Here is a 17,103-nt window from a genome sequence, read left to right on the forward strand (position 1 = left end):
TGTGGAGAGCACCATGACCGCAAACGCATTCGATACCGAGATCACGGAGACGGCCGAGGCGCTGATCGGGCCGTGGCGCCAGCCGCGTCAGATGCTGCAAGCGCAAACCTACGACGCGCACGCCTCCATCCACGACGACGCCACCGCCCAGAAGCTCGGCTTCAAGGGCGGCACCATCGAAGGACCGACTCATTTCAGCCAGTTCGCACCGCTCGGCGAACGGCTATGGGGGCGTGCCTGGTTCGAGACGGGCTGCCTTTCCGCGCATTATCGCAGCGTCTGCTACGAAGGTGAGGAGGTGCAGGCGATCCTGTCGAAGCCATTGCCCGGCACGAGCCAGTGCCAGATTCAGATGGTCAAGCGCGACGGCATCGAGGTGCTGCGCGGTACGGCCTCGGCCGGCGATGCGCCGGTTGCGACCGCGCTCGAGACGCGCCTCGGCGAGCTCAAGCCGCTCACGGATCCGGTGATCCTGCGCGATGTGAAGGTGGCGCAGACCGGCAAGCGGCAGTCGGTGCGCATGGCCTTCGATCAGACCATGGGCGACCTCTACCCGTTCTCACTCAGACAGAAGCTCGCCGTCATCACCGAGAGTTCGCCCTACTACTCCGGCTCCGACAATCCCTGGGCCAAGCCCATCATCCCGATGGAGATGCTGAGCGTGCTGTTCCAGTACCGCTCCAAGGACGATCCGCTGCCGGCCAAGGGCCCGGCCGTCGGCCTGTTCGCCGACCAGGAGATCCGCCTCGTGAGGGGCCCGCTCTTCGTCGACGAGGCGTACGAAGTCGAGCGCGAGGTCGTTGCGCTCTCCGGCAGCCGACGTACCGAGAGCGCCTGGGTGAAGACACGCGTGTTCGACAAGACGGGCGCGATGGTGGCGACCATGCTGCTGAACATGGCGACGCTGAAGGACTCGTACGCACCGTACGAGGACGAGTACCGACGGCTGTACGGGCGGTAGTTTCTTGTCGTCATTCCGGGGCGACGCGAAGCGTCGAGCCCGGAATCCATTTTGCCTCATGTATTGCGGCCCGATGGATTCCGGGCTCGCGCTACGCGCGCCCCGGAATGACGGCGGAGGCCGCTCATCCTTTAAGCAATTGCACGTCGCAAAGCCGTCGCACAGGGAATAAGCAGCCGTCGACCCTGATCGTAACCGTCTGACTGCACAACGAATTCTCTCGTAACCGGCCCTTCTCCGCAATTGTACACAATGGCACGGCGCTTGCAGAACTCCTGGCCAGAGAGTTCTCGCGGGGCCTGCGTCATGTTGAACTCAGCCAAGCCGACAAAGGGCGTCGTCAGCGCCGAGCCCGAGCCGATCAAGCTCGACTGGCCCGCCACCGCGCTTCTCATCATCGACATGCAACGCGACTTCATGGAGCCCGGCGGCTTCGGTGAAACGCTCGGCAACGACGTCAGCCAGCTTGCACGCGCGGTGAAGCCGATCGGCGCGGTGCTGACGGCAGCGCGCGACACCGGCATGCTGGTCATCCACACGCGCGAGGGGCATCTGCCCGATCTCTCCGACGCGCCGCCGGCGAAGGTCGAACGCGGCGCGCCGAGCCTTCGCATCGGCGATCCCGGTCCGATGGGACGCATCCTCATTCGCGGTGAGGCCGGCCACGACATCATTCCCGAGCTCTATCCGCTCGACAGCGAAATCGTGATCGACAAGCCGGGAAAGGGCGCCTTCTACGCCACCGAGCTCGGCGATGTCCTGGAGAAATACGGTATCGAGAATCTCCTGGTGTGCGGCGTCACGACAGAAGTGTGCGTCAACACCACCGTACGCGAGGCCAATGACCGCGGCTATCGCTGCGTCGTCATCTCCGACGGCTGCGCATCCTACTTCCCCGAATTTCACGAGATGGGCCTGAAGATGATCAAGGCCCAGGGCGGCATCTTCGGCTGGGTCGCGGATTCAGCCGCAGTCTTGGAGGCGATGAAGAGTTCGACCACTTTAGGGGTAACATCATGAGCACATTGACGGGGACGGCCGGCAAACCTGATCTGAACACGTCCGAGTTCAAGCCGGCGCTATGGACATCGGGCGACTGGAACGCGCTTTTCGGCTTCGGCACCAACATCCTCGTCAACATGCTGGTGCTCACGGGCCTCCTGCGCTTCGTGCTGAAGATGCCTGATAGCCTCGTGTTCGGCCGCATCCTGCCCGCGCTTGGGCTGATGATGTGCCTGTCCACCTTCTATTATGCGTATCTCGCCTATCGCCTTGCCCAGAAGACCGGCCGCAACGACGTCTGCGCGCTCCCCTCCGGCGTCAGCGTGCCGCACATGTTCATCGTCACCTTCGTGATCATGCTGCCGATCACCCTGAAGACCGGCGACCCGCTCAAGGGCTGGTCGGCCGGCCTCGTCTGGGTGTTCTTCCAGAGTTTCATTCTCATGATTGGCGGCTTCATCGCGCCCTTCATCCGCAGGATCACGCCGCGCGCGGCGCTGCTCGGCACGCTTGCCGGCGTCTCCGTCACCTTCATCTCGATGCGGCCGGCGCTCGAAATGTACATGACGCCGCAGATCGGTCTCGTCTGCTTCGCCATCATCCTGGTGAGCTGGTTCGGCGGTGTGAAATATTGGCGCGGCATTCCCGCGGGCCTCGTCGCGATCGCAGCCGGCATGATTATCGCCTGGGGCTCGAACCTGTTCGGGCTCGACCTTGGCGGCTTGAGCCTCAAAGGCGTCGGCGCAGCCTTCGCCAATTTCGGCTTCTCGGTGCCGATCCCGGCCGTCGGCTACGTCTTCTCGGGCTTCGAATTCCTCGGCATCATCCTGGTCACCGCCATTCCGTTCGGGATCTACGACCTCGTCGAGGCCATGGACAATGTCGAGAGCGCGGAAGCGGCCGGCGACGAATATCCGACCACGCGCGTGCTCACCGCCGACGGCGTCGTCAGCCTGATCGGCTGCCTGATGGGCAATCCCTTCATCAACGCGGTCTATATCGGCCATCCCGGCTGGAAGGCGATGGGCGGTCGGATCGGTTACTCGGCAGCGACCGGCATCATGGTGGTCGTGCTGTCCTGGTTCGGCATCATCTCGGTGCTGCTGGCACTCGTGCCCGTCGTCGCGATCTCGCCGATCCTTCTCTACATCGGCATGCTGATCGGTGCGCAGGCGTTCCAGACCACGCCGGTCAAGCACGCGCCCGCGATCGTGCTGGCGCTGACGCCGCATCTGGCCGCCTGGGCCAAGCTTCAGATCGACACCATGCTGGGCTCCACCATGAACGCGGCGGCAACCGTCGGCGGCTTGGCGGCGGACAAGGCCGATGCGGTCAAGGCCGCCGCGATTGCCGCGCTGCCGCAGCAGGGCGTGTTCTATCATGGGCTTGAGGTGATGGGCGGCGGCTCCATCCTCGGCGGCCTGGTCCTCGGCGCGATCGGCGTCTTCATCATTGAGCGCGATTTCGAGAAGGCGTCCGCCTTTGCGCTGGTCGGGGCGATCCTGACCTATTTCGGCTTCATGCACGGCGAAGCCGTCGGCATCGGCGGCGGCTTTGGTGTGACGCCCGCTGTGGCGCTGGCCTATGCCGCGATGGCCGCCGGCCTGTTCGCCGCCGGCAAACTCGGCGCCAGCGAACACTATGCCGCGCATCCGGAGATGTCGGCCGCGCCGGCGGAGTAGGGCGGGCTCCAATTCGACGAAACGGCCGGGCGATCGCCCTGCCGCTCCCGTTTCAGGGCCGCACCGCCGGTGTCTCCATCGGCAGCCCACGCGCCCGCGACATCAGATAGAGCTCGAGCGCGACCAGCTCGGGCGAACCGTAGTCATAGGCCTGGGCGCGGACGCCGGTCATACAGCTGCGCAGCCGCCGCTCGAGCGATCCCAGCGTCTGCCATTCCAGCCGATAGAGCGGATAGCCGGTCGGCTGCGCTTGCGTGATCGGCGCGCCGGCGAGGCGCTTGTCGAAATTGTCGTCGTGGCAGTTGGTGCAGGCGAGGTTGAGCTGGCCCTCGCGCTGCATGAAGAGCGCGCGGCCCTGCTCGACAAAGGGCTTGAGCTTTGGATCGTCACCGGCCGTGATCGCGGTGCCGCGCGACTGGTGGGCGATGAAGGCGGACAATGCGAGCAGATCGCGAGCCTCGTAGGGCAACGGCGTCGCCTGCTGATGATCGGCGCGGCAGAGATTGATCCGCTGATCGAGCGTGACGGGACGGCCGAGTGCCTTGTCGAAGGCGGGATAGCGCGCGGCGACCCCCTTCATGCTGCTGCGCGCATCGCCATGACAATCCGCGCAGGCTTTGTTGGTGCTGCCGGTCTTCTTCGCCCAGAGCGCTTCGCCGTCGAGCACGAACAGCATGCCGGGATTGGTGGTGTCGTCGTCCTGCATGGCGCGCGTGTCCGGGCCCATGAAGGTGTAGCCGGAGCGGCGTGCATCGGGCGTGATTTCACCGGCGAGCAGGGCAGGGGCTGCGGCGAACAAGGTTGCCGCCGCTATCGCGCGCCAGGAGATCATTCGACCGTGATCGATGCCGACGCGGTCGTCGAATAGCCGTTGTCGCCGATCCATTCGAACTCGAACTTGCCACTGTCCTTCGCGACCGTGAAGAACGACAAATACGGGTTCGCCGCGATCGCCGGAAACAGATCGGCGCGAAAAATCTCAGTGCCGTTGTAACGACAGGCAAAGCTCGTGATGATGTCGCGCGGCACCAGCTTGCCGTCGGCGGTGTGGCGGAAACCGGTCTCCATGATGTGCGAGGTCAGCGTGCGGATCTCGATGATCTCGCCCCGTCTGGCCTTTGCTGGAACGTTGATGAGGGCGGCCATCAGTTCACCTCCTCGGTGCAGGCGGCCAGCGTCACGACGACGTCGGCGGCAATCTGCCAGAACGTGTCGTCGGAGAGACGCGCGATCGCGACCACGTTCTGGGTATCGGCAAGCCGAATCCGGGTCGAGACCTGGGCTCGCCCGGAGGAAGGGCCGAGATAAAAATTGCCGATGTTCGGCTGCGGGTTCTTCTCGTTGAAGACGTGGATGCTCTTGACGTGGTCGTCCGCCGTCATCGGGCTTGCGACGCTCACCGTCATCGGCACCGTGTTGCCGTTCTCGACCAGCGGTGGAATGTCGAGCTTCACCCTGCCGCTGCGAATCTGTGCTTCGCCGACGACGTTGCGGATTGCGGCGTTGAGCATCGCCGGTGTCGCCTCGAGCGGCCGCAGGGTGACGATCGGGATGGTGCCGGCGACCGTTACGCCTCCGGCGAGGCTCAGGAATTGTCGTCGCGTGGTTGGCATGAACCTAGTCCCGAAGCGTTGCAAGAAAGGCCACGATGTCCTCGATCTCCGCAGCCGACAATATCGGCTTGCCGGTGAAACTGCGTCCGACGCGGACGAGGCCGTCGGTGCGATAATAGGACGGCATGATGGTCTCCGGGTTGAAGCGCGAGGCATCGACCAGTCGAAGCCGCAACTGGCTCACCGACCACCGGTTCCCGGCGCCGGTGAGATCAGGCGCGAGGTCACCCTGGAACCGCGTTTCCGGGAATGGGCCGGAATGGCAGAGGATGCAGGTCGTCGTGCGCGCCAGCACCAGAGCGCGGCCGCGCGCGGCATCGCCGGGGGAGCCTGTGAGCGAGGCTGGAATGCGGTCGTCGACGATTGTGTAGGGCAAGAGTTCTTCGGCTCTCGCGCTGACAGAGAGTGCAAGGCTTAGCGTGACCACCGCAGCGATAAGCGACTGAATATGAGACGAGGGATCGAGCCGCGCATTCCACTTACCTCTCCCGCTTGCGGGAGAGGTCGAGCCGAAGGCGAGGGTGAGGGTTCTTTCCTCTTGGGGGTTCTCGCGGGTGGAGACACCCTCTCCCCAACCCTCCCCCGCAGGCGGGGGAGGGGGCGCACCTTGTTCGTGGTGACAGCCTGCTCTCATCTTGCCCTAGCCAAAGGTGTCCGCCGTGATGGTCTGAAACCAGCGCTCGGCTTCAGCCGCCTCGCGGGCGCGCAGCTCGCGCGGCGCATCGACCGGGCTGGTCGCGCCGCCCTCGACCTCGGCGAAGATGTCGCCCCTGGGCTGGTAGTTGCCGGCGAGCGAGAAGCCGTAGCCGGGCGCGACGGTACTGTAGCAGACGCCTGTCAACCGCGGCGCTTCGGGCGTGCGGCCGGCGAGCAGGCTAACGATCGCAGCGGCGCAGGCCTTGGCCTGTGCGCTTGCAGCGGCGGCCGATTTCGGAATGCCGCCGCCAAGGCAGGCGTCGCCAATGACGTGGATGTTCGGGACAAGTTTCGACTCGAACGTGACAGGATCGATCGGGCACCAGCCGGTCGCATCCGCAGCGCCCGCAATCCCGGCAATGCGGCCGGCGCGTTGCGGTGGGATGACGTTGGCGACATCAGGGGTGTAGTTGCCGAATTCGGTGACGATGGTCTTGGTCGCGGCATCGATTGAGGTCACGCGGCCGCCTTGCGACAATGCGATGCGTTCGATCATGTCGCCGTAGAGCTCCTTCCACGCCTTCTCGAACAGCCGCTGCTGGGAGAAAGTGTCCTTGGCATCGAGGATCAGAACCTTCGAGCGCGGCTTCTTCGTCTTCAGGTAATGCGCAATCAGCCCTGCGCGCTCGTAAGGCGCGGGCGGGCAACGAGAGGGATTGGCCGGGATGGCAATGGCGACCATGCCGCCGTCCGCCATCGCCTCCAATTGCCTGCGCAGCAGAAGCGTTTGCGCGCCGGCCTTCCAGGCGTGCGGCATCGTCTCCGACGCGGCCTCGTCGTAGCCGGGCAGGGCATCGAGATGGAAGTCGATGCCGGGCGAGAGCACGAGCCGGTCATAGCCAAGCGCGGTGCCATCGCCCGTGGTCACACTACGCTTTTGCCTGTCGATGGCCGTCGCAGCCTGGGCGACGACGGTGATGCCGGCTGCGGCGAGCCTGTCGTAGCCGAACTGCTGCGCCTCGATCTCGCGCAGGCCCGCGATCACCTCGTTGCTGAAGGGGCAGGAGATGTAGGTCTCGTTCGGCTCGATCAGGGTGACCTTCAATGTCGCGTCGGCACGCTTGAGCGCCCGGGCGCAAGCTGCGCCGCCAAAGCCGCCGCCGACCACGACGACGCGGCCCGCCGATTGCGCGCGCAGGATCGAAGGTGCGGCGAGCGATGTGACCGCGACGGCGATGCCGAATATGGCATTCCGCCGCGTCACCGGCGCATTCATGAGGCTTGTCCGGAAAATGCTGCGGCGGCCGCCGTGGCCGCCGCGAGTCGTTGTTTGAGCATGATCTTTTTCGGAAAACCGCTTCGCACTTTTCCGGATCATGCTTTACGCGAAGGTGATGTTCTGGTCGCGCAGCGGCACCGAACGGATGCGCTTGCCGGTCGCGGCGAAGTACGCATTGAGCACCGCCGGCGCCGCGACGCCGATGGTCGGCTCGCCGACCCCGCCCCAGAATCCGCCGCTCGGCACCATCACCGATTCCACCTTCGGCATCTCGTTGATGCGCATCGAGTTGTAGGTGTCGAAGTTGGTCTGCTCGATCTTGCCGTCCTTGACGGTGCAGCCGCCATAGAACAGCGCGGAGAGGCCATAGACGAAAGAGCCCGCGATCTGCCGCTCCACCTGCGCCGGATTGACGATGTAGCCGGGATCGGTGGAGGCGACGATGCGATGCACCTTGATCTTGCTGCCGTCGGTCACCGAGATTTCCGCGGCGCCGGCGACATAGCTGCCGTAGCCCATGACCTGCGCGATGCCGCGATAGACGCCCTGCGGCGCCGGCGTGTCCCAGCCGATCTTCTCGGCCACGGCATTGAGCACCGCGAGGTGCTTGGGGTGATGGCCCATCAGCTTGCGGCGGAATTCGAGCGGGTCCTGGCCTGCGGCCTGGGCCAGCTCGTCCATGAAGCATTCCATGTAGATCGCATTGTGATTGACGTTGACGCCGCGCCAGAAGCCCGGCGGAACGTGCGGGTTGCGCATCGCATGCTCGATCAGCAGGTTCGGCACCGAATAGCCGAACGCGGCGTCTCCGGACTGGGCGACGCCCTGGAACGCGACGGGATCCATGCCGTTCTGCAGCGCTTCGGGGCGAAGCGAGAACAGGATCGACTGGCCGGACAGGCGATAGTGCAGCGCGATCAGATTGTTGTCGGCGTCGAACGCGCCGGTCATCTTGCACTGGGTGATCGGGTGATACCTGCCCTGCGCCATGTCCTCTTCGCGCGACCACAACAGCTTGATCGGCGTGCCCGGCATCTGCTTGGCGATCATGACCGCCTGGCGGACATAGTCGGTTTGGCCGCGCCGGCCGAAGCCGCCGCCTGGCATCACCTTGTGCACATCGCACTTCTCGGCCGGCAGGCCGGAAGCCTCCAGCACGGCAGCAAAGGCCGCCTCGCCATTCTGCGTGCCGCACCAGACCTCGCATTTGTCCGCCGTGTAGAGCGCGGTGGCGTTCATCGGCTCCATCGTGGCGTGGTTCTGGTAGGGATAGCTGTAGACGGCCTCGACCTTTTTCGCGGCGCTGGCGATCGCGGCCTTGGCATCGCCGTTCTTGTTGCCGACATAGGCCGGCTGCGCGTCGTCGAGTCCCTGGGCCAGCCACTTCGCAATCGACGCGCTGGAGACCTTCGCGTTGTCGCCCTCGTCCCAGACGATCGGCAGCGCTTCCAGCGCGGTCTTGGCGTGCCACCAGGTATCGGCGACGACGGCGACCGCGGTATCGCCGACCTTGACCACCTTCTTGACGCCCTTCAAGCCGGCGATCTTGGCTTCGTCAAAACTCTTGAGCTTGCCGCCGAACACCGGGCAGTCCTTGATCGCGGCATTCAGCATGCCCGGCAGCTTGATGTCGGCGCCGTAGATCATGGCGCCGGTGGTCTTGTCGACGGTGTCGAGCCGCCTCACGCCCTTGCCGATCAGCTTCCAGTCCTTCGGATCCTTCAACTTGACGTCCGCCGGAGGCGTCAGCTTGGCTGCGGCCTCGGCGACCTTGCCGTAGGTCGTGGTCCGGCCCGAGAGCGTATGGGTGATGACGCTGTTTGCGGCCGTGCATTCGGAGGCCGGCACTTTCCAGGCATCGGCGGCGGCCTGGATCAGCATCACGCGCGCGGTGGCGCCGCCCTTGCGGACATAGTCCTGCGAAGAGCGGATGCCGCGGCTGCCGCCGGTGGAAAAATCACCCCAGACGCGCTTGCGCGCGACACTCTGGCCCGGGGTCGGATATTCGGTCGTGACCTTGGTCCAGTCGCATTCGAGCTCCTCGGCGACGAGTTGGGCGAGACCGGTCAGCGACCCCTGGCCCATCTCGGAACGGGCGATGCGGATCACCACGGTGTCGTCGGGCCTGACCACGACCCAGGCGCCGATCTCGGGCGAGCCGTCGGCGGCGCGCACCACGGCGGGGCCACCGAAGGGAATGTCGAGGCCGATTGCGAGGCCAGCGCCGACAGCAGCGCTGCCGATGACGAAGGCACGACGGTTCATCTTGAGAGAGACGTGCTTGTTCATGGGGCGGCTCCTTACGCGCTTGCGATCGTGTGGATCGCCTCGCGCACCTGCTGGAAGGTGCCGCAGCGGCAGATGTTGGTGATGGCCTCGTCGATGTCGGCGTCGGTCGGCTTCGGCTTCTCGTTCAGCAGCGCCGCCACCGCCATGATCATGCCGCTCTGGCAATAGCCGCATTGCGGCACGTCCTGGGCAATCCAGGCGTCCTGCACCTTGTGCAGCGCATCGCCCGAGGCGAGCCCCTCGATCGTGGTGATCTTCTTGCCCTCGGCCTCGCTGACCGAGATCCCGCAGGAGCGCATCGCCACGCCGTCCATATGAACCGTGCAGGCGCCGCATTGTGCAATGCCGCAGCCGTATTTGGTGCCGGTCAGGCCGGCATTCTCGCGGATCGCCCAGAGCAGCGGCGTATCCGGCTCGACATCGAGAGTGAAAGTTTTTCCGTTGATCGTAAGGTTTGCCATCGCAAGTCCCCTGATTGACACAATCCACCGATTGAACTCAGGGGGCGCAATCTGTCCGGCAAATTGGAACTGTTCAAATCAACACTCCGAGGGCTAACTGGGATGCATTGCTCGGCCGCGCGAGAGTATGGACCGGAGCGCTGTTTTGGCTCATCCCTTCGCCAGTCGATTCGGGTTGACGTCTGTTCCATGGGCGCCAATCCGCGGCTTTACGCGACGTCCGGCCGTGAAGGCCGGTTCCAGGCCCGATCGCGCCCTGCGCAGCGGCGACAGTTTGTCCTTTTTGCCGGGATGCAAGACGCCGGCGCTTTGGTACACTGAGCCGACACAAAAGGAGTTCCATGAACGTGCCGAGTCCCTGCAACGTGCTCATGCTCTACCCGCTGTTCTCGGCAGAGTCCTTCTGGAGCTTTGGCGAATCCTGCAAAGTGATGGGCGTCAAGCGCCCTGCCGCCCCCTTGGGCCTGATCACCGTTGCCGCGATGTTGCCCGAGAGCTGGACGGTCCGGCTGGTCGATTGCAATACGGCGTCCTTCGGCGAGGAGGATCTCGCCTGGGCCGACGTCGTGTTCACCGGCGGAATGATGCCGCAGCAGGCCGACACGCTGCGCCTGATCGAGCTCTGCCGCGCCGCTGGCAAGCCGGTGGTCGTCGGCGGTCCCGATCCCACCTCGAGCCCCCACATCTATGAGCGCGCCGACTTCCGGGTGCTCGGCGAGGCCGAGAGCGTCATCGACGAATTCATCGCGGCGTGGGAGAGCGGCGCGCGGTCCGGCGTCTTCACCGCGCCGAAATTCCAGGCCGACGTCACCAAGACGCCGGTGCCGCGTTTCGACCTGCTCAAGTTCGAGGACTATCTCTATCTCGGTGTGCAGTATTCGCGCGGCTGTCCGTTCACCTGCGAATTCTGCGACATCATCGAGCTCTACGGGCGCGTGCCGCGAACCAAGACGATCGAGCAGATGTTCGTCGAGCTCGAGACGCTCTACCGGATGGGCTACCGCGGCCATCTCGACTTCGTCGACGACAATTTCATCGGCAACAAGAAGTCGCTGCGGCAATTCCTGCCGAAGCTCGCAGAATGGCAGCGTACGCACGGCTATCCCTTCGAATTTTCGACGGAAGCCTCGGTCAACCTCGCCGACGATCCGGAGCTGCTGGAGCTGATGGGAGCGGCCAATTTCTTCGGCATCTTCGTCGGCATCGAAAGCCCGGATCCGGCAACGCTGGTCGCGATGCGGAAGAAACAGAACACGCGGCGCAACATTGCGGAAAGCATCCACAAGATCTACGCCGCCGGCATGCTCGTCACCGCGGGCTTCATCGTCGGCTTCGACAATGAGAAGGTCTCGATGGCGGATGCCATGATCGATTTCATCGAGGAGGCGGGGATTCCCGTCGCCATGGTCGGCCTGCTCTATGCCTTGCCGAACACGCAGCTCACGCGCCGGTTGGAGCGCGAAGGCCGGCTGCATCCGGGCCACGATGTGGCGCCGACCATCGGCGCCGATCAGTGCACGGCCGGCATCAACTTCGATCCGGCCCGCCCGTTGCGCGACATCCTGATGGACTACAAGCGGGTGCTGGAGCACATCTACAGCCCGGCGGCCTATGCGGGACGCATCGACCGCCTGATGACGCTGCTCGACCGATCCAGGCAGCGCCCCGAACTCGCCGAAGGAGATATCCGCGCCAGGCTCGGGGCGATGGAGACGGTGCACAAGGTGGTCACCGCCCTTCCCGAGGCACGCGGGCCGCTCTGGCAAACCTTCATGAATTGCGCCAAGCGCGATACGTCGTCCGCGCGCATCGCCGTGCAGATGATCGCGGCCTACGCGCATCTCGGACCGTTCTCGCGCAAGGTGATCGCGGCCATCGATGAGCGCCTGGCCGCACTCGACGAGCACATGCACAATCCCGTCGTGGCTGCGGACGCGACCGAGGTTCGACATCTGGCCTGACATCCGGAGAGCCGATGGGGACCGCCGGGCGCTTCGATGCGCCGCCGGGCTGTCCTTCCGGCAATCAAAGTGGCTGTCATGTGTGAGATCCCGGCTTGACAGCCGAACAACCTCAAGCTGATCGTCATCAGGACGACACCGGGCCTGCCATGATTTCGGTGCGCCGCTGCGTCATTGCCGGATTGGCTTTAACGGGGTTGAGCCATGTTCAGGAAGGTGATCCGCTGGTCGATTGCATTGATTGCCGTGGCGGTTCTGGCCTTCGTGTATCTGCCTTCCTTCATCGCCGATTCCATTTACAAGAACGTCGACGACATCACCGACGGCGAGATGCCCGCCACGGTCACCGCCTTTCAATCGGGGCCGGACGTCGTCAGTACCATCGGTGGCAGCGGCGAGGGCTTGAACTGCAGCCTGCCGCCCTGGGCCAACATATTGTTCGACGGCGGGACGGATTCCAACCAGAAGCGCCATCTCGTCCTGCAGCGCTTCAGGCAGGCCTGCGTCTTTCACGACCTGTGCTATCGCCACGGCCTTGCGACCTACGGCTATAACCAGAACGATTGCGACCGCATTCTGCAAAACGCGGCTTTTCGGCTGTGCGTCTACATACGAAACAGCAGTCAGGAGAGCAGCGCGGCGCGCTGTCAGACCGATTCCAAGATGGTTCTGGCCGGCGTGAGTCTCGGAGGATACGACGCCTATCGCGGCTGGGACCGATCGACCTATTTCGAATTCGACTCGGATCCGTCGCGGTCGAACGGGTTTCAGGTCAGCCGCGTGGTCGATCATCCATTCAAGGCGATCGCACCGGCCAAATACGCCGGTGACCCCGATCAGGTCATTCTCATGTTCGAGAACCTTCGGTCCAATCTGGCCGTGACCTGCATCACCTGCGCGACGGTTCCCGTTCTCGAGTGGACCACCGATCCCAACGCCGTCAGCGCCGAACTGCGCTCGGTCGGGGTGACGCGGTTGCCGGACGTGCTGCTCAGGCGCGTGCCCATGCTGACCGAAACCATGCCGGTCTGGTTGCCGCCACGCCGGCGGCACGCGGCGCCGCATCTATTGGTCGATGGAGCGGGCAAGAACCATCTGATCTGGATGAGCCGGAACAACTCGGAGAACAGCATATCCTGTGTCGTCAGCGCCGATGCGGCGCGACTCCTCACCAATACCTTGCCGACCCGGGATCTCTGCTCGGTCGATGCGGGCCCATCGCTGACCCGCGTGGAAGTCGACATGTTCGCGACCTCTCCGCTTCCGATGGAAGTACCCGGAAGTTCGGATCTCTATGCGATCTCGGCCAGCCCACAGAAAGCGACAGAGCACCATCTGAGCTTCTGTTCGCGCTCTGCGTCCCGGAAGGTCGAGGAGACCGACCATGACGACCAGTCCAAATGCGTCACCTTCCCCGAAACGGAGGTCCGCAAGGGCGCGGCGCTCGGCGCATTTCAGAACTTTCCGCTGGTTCGTCCCGGGCAGCAGATCTATTTCGCGCGGGACATCGCCCAGCAGACGGACTCGCTGCTGACCGCCGCCTGGCAGCGCGCCTTTGGCAATACCTTTTCGCCCGAAGGCGCCCTGCTTGTGATCGACGTTGCACCGCCGCTCGCCGCAAGAGGGCCTCTCCCGGCCAAGCTGAAGAAGATCGTCCGGTTCAACATCGACGATCGCTTCGATCCGATGATGCCGATCACGCGCAAGGTGGACGACCTGCGCTTCCTGAGCCTCGAGGCGGCGAAGTCGAGCGTGCACCTTCGCATGATCGATTTCGCCAAGGACAAGCCCTCCGTCGCCAATGTGCAGCTGATGATGGGCAACGGCGAGGTGGACCTGGATCGCTCCTGGGCGGAGAGGCCCATGCTGGTGCTGGAGACCAGGGATGCGCGACCCAGAACCAAGCTGGTGTTCTCGCGCGGAGAAATTGCGGTCCAACCGGGCAAGCCCGTCACGTCCGGCGCGACGACGGAAGCGTTGACGCTGCAGACATTGGTTTTCGAACGCGATGCCGCGGCGCCTTCGAATATGCCCTTCGTGAAATCGGCCGGAGCGGCGTGCCAGGTCGTGTACGAGTTCGCACCGAACCACACCGATTGGCCGTGCTACCGCGCGTTCGATCCCGAGCGTACGATGCGGGCGTCGCCGGCGACGCGGATGCAGGCCTCCCAGATGCTGGTCGGGCGATTCACCCAAGCCGGCGGCCATGGCATCGCATTTCCCGATCTCTGCCTGAAGTCGGAGCCGATCATCCTGGCGCCGGAAGGGAGCACGTTTGTGCCCGTGAGCGAGACCGCGGGTTGGACAGGGCCGCCAAGGCTGACGCGGACGATCAAATGCGAGCCGCTCGATGCGGCGGCAGTCGCGAGCCGTCCGATCGCGGACAAGGCTCCGTGACAGCCGGCTGCTGATGAAGCGCGCGAAAGTGTCCGGTCTACTTCACTGCCAGTCGCAAAAAGCTCATCACGCTGCCGAGCGCGGCGAAGCCTGCGCCGAGCGCCAGCGCCAATGTCGCACCGTCATGACCCGCGAGCGCGAAGCAGGCTGCGGCGAGCGCCGCGCCGGTCGTCTGCCCTGTCAGGCGCGCAGTGGCGACGATGCCCGAGGCGCTGCCGCTGCGGTGCGGTGGCGCGCTTGACATCACCGCCTTCATGTTCGGCGCCTGGAAGAAGCCGAACCCCATGCCGCAGATCACCATGCGCCAGATGATGTCGGGGATCGCAGGATTGGCCGGCAGCATGGCGAGCAGCGCCATGCCGAGGCCGAGCAGCACGAGGCCGATGCCGCCGAGCAGGCCGACGGCATAGCGGTCGGAGAGGCGCCCCGCGATCGGCGCCATGATGCCGACCACCAGCGGCCAGGGCGTCATGAAGAAACCGGTCTCGACCTGTGAGCGGCCGAGCACGTCCTCGAAGTAGAACGGCAGTGAGACGAAGGCGAGGCCCTGCACGGCGAAGGAGCACACCGCGGTCGCCGCCGACAGCGCGAACATCGGCCGGCTGAACAGGTCGATCGGCAGCATCGGCGCGGGATGGTCGGCATGGCGGCGCGTCAGGATGAAGCCGAGCGCGAGGGCGGTGACCAGTTCGATGCCCACGACCACCGGCGACAAATTGTGCGCGGCGCTGCCGATGCCGGTGATGAACAGGCCAAGGCAGGCGACGGCGAGGATCGCGCCGAGAAAGTCGAAGCCGTGATCGGCGCGCGGGGTCTTCGGCAGCATCGCAAAGCCGATGCCGATCGCGACGAGGCCGAACGGGATGTTGACGGCGAACAGCCAGGGCCACGGGCCGACCGCCAGGATCGCCGACGCAATGGACGGCCCGAAAGTAAAGGCGGTCGCGACCACCAGCGCGTTGTGGCCGAAACCCCGGCCCTGCATCTTGCCGGGATAGACGAAGCGCACCAGCGCCGTGTTGACGCTCATGATCCCGCTCGCGCCGAGCCCTTGCAGGGTGCGCGCGACGAGCAGGCTGTCCAGCGACCACGCCACCGCGCAGAACAGCGAGGCGATGGTGAACAGGATGAGGCCGCCGAGATAGATGCGCTGGTGCCCGACGATCTCGCCGAGCGCTCCGAGCGGCAGCAGCGTCGCGACCAGCGCGATCTGGTAGACGTTGACGACCCAGACCGACTGCTCCGGGCTCACATGCAGATCGGCGGCGATGGCGGGCAGGGCGATGTTGGCGATCGCGGTGTCGAGCGAGGCCATTGCCAGCGCGGTGAAGATCGCAACGATGGCCCAGCGCCGCTGGCCGGCCGGCAGGCCATCGGACATGGTGTGATCGGGCTCGCGCGTGGCGGCAGGTAACGTGATTGTCATTGCCTGGTTGTCATTGCGTTCGCGCGTTGCTCCGGCGGCGGGACTTTAGGGTCTCCCGGCATGTACTACGGCCGGGCTGCCTGCCACAGGTACAAGCGCGCATGCTGTGTATGCGCGCAGGTTGGGCGCTGATGCCATCCACCGGCGTATGATCGCGGCGGCTGTTGCAATCTCAGGAGAGCGCCATGCACATCGTCGTGTTGCCCGGTGACGGCATCGGGCCGGAGATCACGACTGCGACATCGGGCGTGCTGCGGGCGGCGTCGGAGCGCTTCCAGCTCAATCTGCGCCTGGAGGAGCACGCGGTCGGTCACGCGAGCCTGAAGCTATCAGGCACCACCGTGCGTCCCGAACTGCTCGACATCGTCCGCGCCGCCGATGGCCTGATCCTGGGGCCGACCGCGACCTTCGACTTCAAGGACGAGGCGCATGGCGAGATCAATCCGTCGCGGCACTTCCGCAAGAGCCTCGATCTCTACGCCAATGTCAGGCCCGCGCGCACCTATGCCGGGCGGCCCGGCCGCCTCGGCGAGTTCGACCTCGTCGTGGTGCGCGAGAACACCGAAGGATTCTACGCCGACCGCAACATGGAGCAGGGCAATGGCGAGATGCTGGTCACGCCTGACGTCGTGATCTCGCTGCGAAGGATCACGCGGGCGTGCTGCGAGCGCATCGCGCACGCCGCCTGCCGGCTGGCGATGAAGCGGCGCAAGCATCTGACCGTCGTGCACAAGGCCAATGTGCTCAGGATCGGGGACGGCATGTTCCTCGACCTCTGCCGCGCGGCGGCAAAGACCTATCCCGGCCTCGAGGTCGACGACATCCTCATCGATGCCATGATGGCGCATGTGGTGCGCAACCCCGACCGCTTCGACGTGATCGTCGCGACCAACATGTTCGGCGACATCCTGTCAGATCTCACGGCGGAGCTCTCCGGCAGCCTGGGCCTCGGCGGCTCGCTCAATGTCGGCGACCGCTATGCGATGGCGCAGGCCGCGCACGGCTCGGCGCCCGACATTGCGGGGCAGGACGTCGCAAATCCGGTGTCGCTGATCCTGTCGTCGGCCTTGCTGCTGGCCTGGCACGGCGAGAACAGCGGCGCCGTGCGTTATGAGGAGGCTGCGCGCGCGATCGAGGCAGCGGTGGCGAAGGCGATCGGCGAGGGCAGGGCCACGCGCGACGTCGGCGGCAAGCTCGGGACGATCGCGGCGGGGGCCGCGATCGCGGAGATCCTGCAGGCGGGGTGAGTGCCGCCGAGTGCATTTTTTGCGGGCTCAAGACAAAAGTCGAAAAACAACCCCATGCACAGTAGGCGAGTCCCTGATCGACAAGGGTTTTTCGAATCGTCGTTGCGGCGACAGTCGCTGTTGCGACCAAGTTGACCCGTCGGGCAAAA

At 65.0% G+C, this 17,103-nt stretch carries 14 protein-coding genes; 6 read left to right on the plus strand and 8 right to left on the minus strand.

Features of this window, described 5'->3' with window-relative positions; translation table 11 throughout:
* The first annotated feature begins 13 nt into the window (after positions 1–13).
* The 3 genes from ACSHT2_RS29650 to ACSHT2_RS29660 all read left to right on the plus strand — a co-directional run bounded on the left by ACSHT2_RS29650 (position 14) and on the right by ACSHT2_RS29660 (position 3,645).
* Positions 14–961 (plus strand): hypothetical protein, encoded by a 948-nt coding sequence (locus ACSHT2_RS29650; protein WP_440638327.1) that lies wholly within the window; start codon positions 14–16, stop codon positions 959–961.
* Positions 962–1,267: 306 nt separating this feature from the next.
* Positions 1,268–1,981, plus strand: coding sequence for a cysteine hydrolase family protein (locus tag ACSHT2_RS29655; RefSeq protein ID WP_440638328.1), 714 nt, complete (start codon positions 1,268–1,270; stop codon positions 1,979–1,981).
* Positions 1,978–3,645 (plus strand): regulator, encoded by a 1,668-nt coding sequence (locus ACSHT2_RS29660; protein WP_440638329.1) that lies wholly within the window; start codon positions 1,978–1,980, stop codon positions 3,643–3,645. The genes ACSHT2_RS29655 and ACSHT2_RS29660 overlap by 4 nt, the downstream gene beginning before the upstream one ends.
* 52 nt (positions 3,646–3,697) lie before the next feature.
* Here the strand turns inward: ACSHT2_RS29660 and soxA are convergent, their stop codons facing one another.
* The 7 genes from soxA to ACSHT2_RS29695 form a co-directional block, all read right to left on the minus strand.
* Positions 3,698–4,477, minus strand: a complete 780-nt coding sequence (gene soxA / locus ACSHT2_RS29665; protein WP_440642959.1) for a sulfur oxidation c-type cytochrome SoxA — start codon at positions 4,475–4,477, stop codon at positions 3,698–3,700.
* Positions 4,474–4,791, minus strand: a complete 318-nt coding sequence (gene soxZ, locus ACSHT2_RS29670; RefSeq protein WP_440638330.1) for a thiosulfate oxidation carrier complex protein SoxZ — start codon at positions 4,789–4,791, stop codon at positions 4,474–4,476. The genes soxA and soxZ overlap by 4 nt, the downstream gene beginning before the upstream one ends.
* Entirely contained in the window at positions 4,791–5,258 is a 468-nt protein-coding gene (locus ACSHT2_RS29675; RefSeq protein WP_440638331.1) for a SoxY-related AACIE arm protein, read from the minus strand. The genes soxZ and ACSHT2_RS29675 overlap by 1 nt, the downstream gene beginning before the upstream one ends.
* A gap of 4 nt (positions 5,259–5,262) precedes the next feature.
* Positions 5,263–5,706, minus strand: coding sequence for a sulfur oxidation c-type cytochrome SoxX (gene soxX / locus ACSHT2_RS29680; protein WP_440642960.1), 444 nt, complete (start codon positions 5,704–5,706; stop codon positions 5,263–5,265).
* 192 nt (positions 5,707–5,898) lie between these two features.
* Complete coding sequence (locus ACSHT2_RS29685) at positions 5,899–7,170, minus strand: NAD(P)/FAD-dependent oxidoreductase (RefSeq protein WP_440638332.1); 1,272 nt, start codon at positions 7,168–7,170, stop codon at positions 5,899–5,901.
* A 105-nt stretch (positions 7,171–7,275) separates the two neighbouring features.
* Positions 7,276–9,462: a molybdopterin cofactor-binding domain-containing protein gene (locus tag ACSHT2_RS29690; RefSeq protein ID WP_440638334.1), complete on the minus strand. Its 2,187-nt coding sequence runs from the start codon at positions 9,460–9,462 to the stop codon at positions 7,276–7,278.
* 11 nt (positions 9,463–9,473) lie between these two features.
* On the minus strand, positions 9,474–9,923 hold the full coding sequence (locus ACSHT2_RS29695) for a (2Fe-2S)-binding protein (RefSeq protein ID WP_440638335.1): 450 nt from the start codon (positions 9,921–9,923) through the stop codon (positions 9,474–9,476).
* Positions 9,924–10,264: 341 nt separating this feature from the next.
* On the opposite strand from ACSHT2_RS29695, the gene ACSHT2_RS29700 reads away from it, so the two are divergent.
* A complete protein-coding gene (locus tag ACSHT2_RS29700; RefSeq protein ID WP_440638336.1) occupies positions 10,265–11,884 on the plus strand; it encodes a B12-binding domain-containing radical SAM protein in 1,620 nt (539 codons plus the stop codon).
* A gap of 204 nt (positions 11,885–12,088) precedes the next feature.
* A complete protein-coding gene (locus ACSHT2_RS29705; protein ID WP_440638337.1) occupies positions 12,089–14,281 on the plus strand; it encodes a hypothetical protein in 2,193 nt (730 codons plus the stop codon).
* Between the two features lie 37 nt (positions 14,282–14,318).
* Here ACSHT2_RS29705 and ACSHT2_RS29710 read toward each other — a convergent pair whose 3' ends face one another.
* Entirely contained in the window at positions 14,319–15,707 is a 1,389-nt protein-coding gene (locus ACSHT2_RS29710; protein WP_440638338.1) for an MFS transporter, read from the minus strand.
* Positions 15,708–15,892: 185 nt separating this feature from the next.
* Here ACSHT2_RS29710 and ACSHT2_RS29715 point away from each other — a divergent pair, with 185 nt between their 5' ends.
* Positions 15,893–16,954: an isocitrate/isopropylmalate dehydrogenase family protein gene (locus tag ACSHT2_RS29715; RefSeq protein ID WP_440638339.1), complete on the plus strand. Its 1,062-nt coding sequence runs from the start codon at positions 15,893–15,895 to the stop codon at positions 16,952–16,954.
* The last annotated feature ends 149 nt before the right edge of the window (positions 16,955–17,103 follow it).

Origin of the sequence: Bradyrhizobium sp. PUT101 (assembly GCF_052043945.1) — a bacterium.
Lineage (GTDB): Bacteria > Pseudomonadota > Alphaproteobacteria > Rhizobiales > Xanthobacteraceae > Bradyrhizobium.

Excerpts from the sequence above, each read along its gene's own strand:
- ACSHT2_RS29705 (WP_440638337.1), top strand. The coding sequence starts at position 12,089 with ATGTTCAGGAAGGTGATCCGCTGGTCGATTGCATTGATTGCCGTGGCG.
- ACSHT2_RS29655 (WP_440638328.1), top strand. The coding sequence starts at position 1,268 with ATGTTGAACTCAGCCAAGCCGACAAAGGGCGTCGTCAGCGCCGAGCCC.
- ACSHT2_RS29695 (WP_440638335.1), bottom strand. The coding sequence starts at position 9,923 with ATGGCAAACCTTACGATCAACGGAAAAACTTTCACTCTCGATGTCGAG.
- ACSHT2_RS29715 (WP_440638339.1), top strand. The coding sequence starts at position 15,893 with ATGCACATCGTCGTGTTGCCCGGTGACGGCATCGGGCCGGAGATCACG.
- soxZ (WP_440638330.1), bottom strand. The coding sequence starts at position 4,791 with ATGGCCGCCCTCATCAACGTTCCAGCAAAGGCCAGACGGGGCGAGATC.
- ACSHT2_RS29690 (WP_440638334.1), bottom strand. The coding sequence starts at position 9,462 with ATGAACAAGCACGTCTCTCTCAAGATGAACCGTCGTGCCTTCGTCATC.
- soxA (WP_440642959.1), bottom strand. The coding sequence starts at position 4,477 with ATGATCTCCTGGCGCGCGATAGCGGCGGCAACCTTGTTCGCCGCAGCC.
- ACSHT2_RS29675 (WP_440638331.1), bottom strand. The coding sequence starts at position 5,258 with ATGCCAACCACGCGACGACAATTCCTGAGCCTCGCCGGAGGCGTAACG.
- ACSHT2_RS29650 (WP_440638327.1), top strand. The coding sequence starts at position 14 with ATGACCGCAAACGCATTCGATACCGAGATCACGGAGACGGCCGAGGCG.
- ACSHT2_RS29700 (WP_440638336.1), top strand. The coding sequence starts at position 10,265 with ATGAACGTGCCGAGTCCCTGCAACGTGCTCATGCTCTACCCGCTGTTC.
- ACSHT2_RS29710 (WP_440638338.1), bottom strand. The coding sequence starts at position 15,707 with ATGACAATCACGTTACCTGCCGCCACGCGCGAGCCCGATCACACCATG.
- ACSHT2_RS29685 (WP_440638332.1), bottom strand. The coding sequence starts at position 7,170 with ATGAATGCGCCGGTGACGCGGCGGAATGCCATATTCGGCATCGCCGTC.
- ACSHT2_RS29660 (WP_440638329.1), top strand. The coding sequence starts at position 1,978 with ATGAGCACATTGACGGGGACGGCCGGCAAACCTGATCTGAACACGTCC.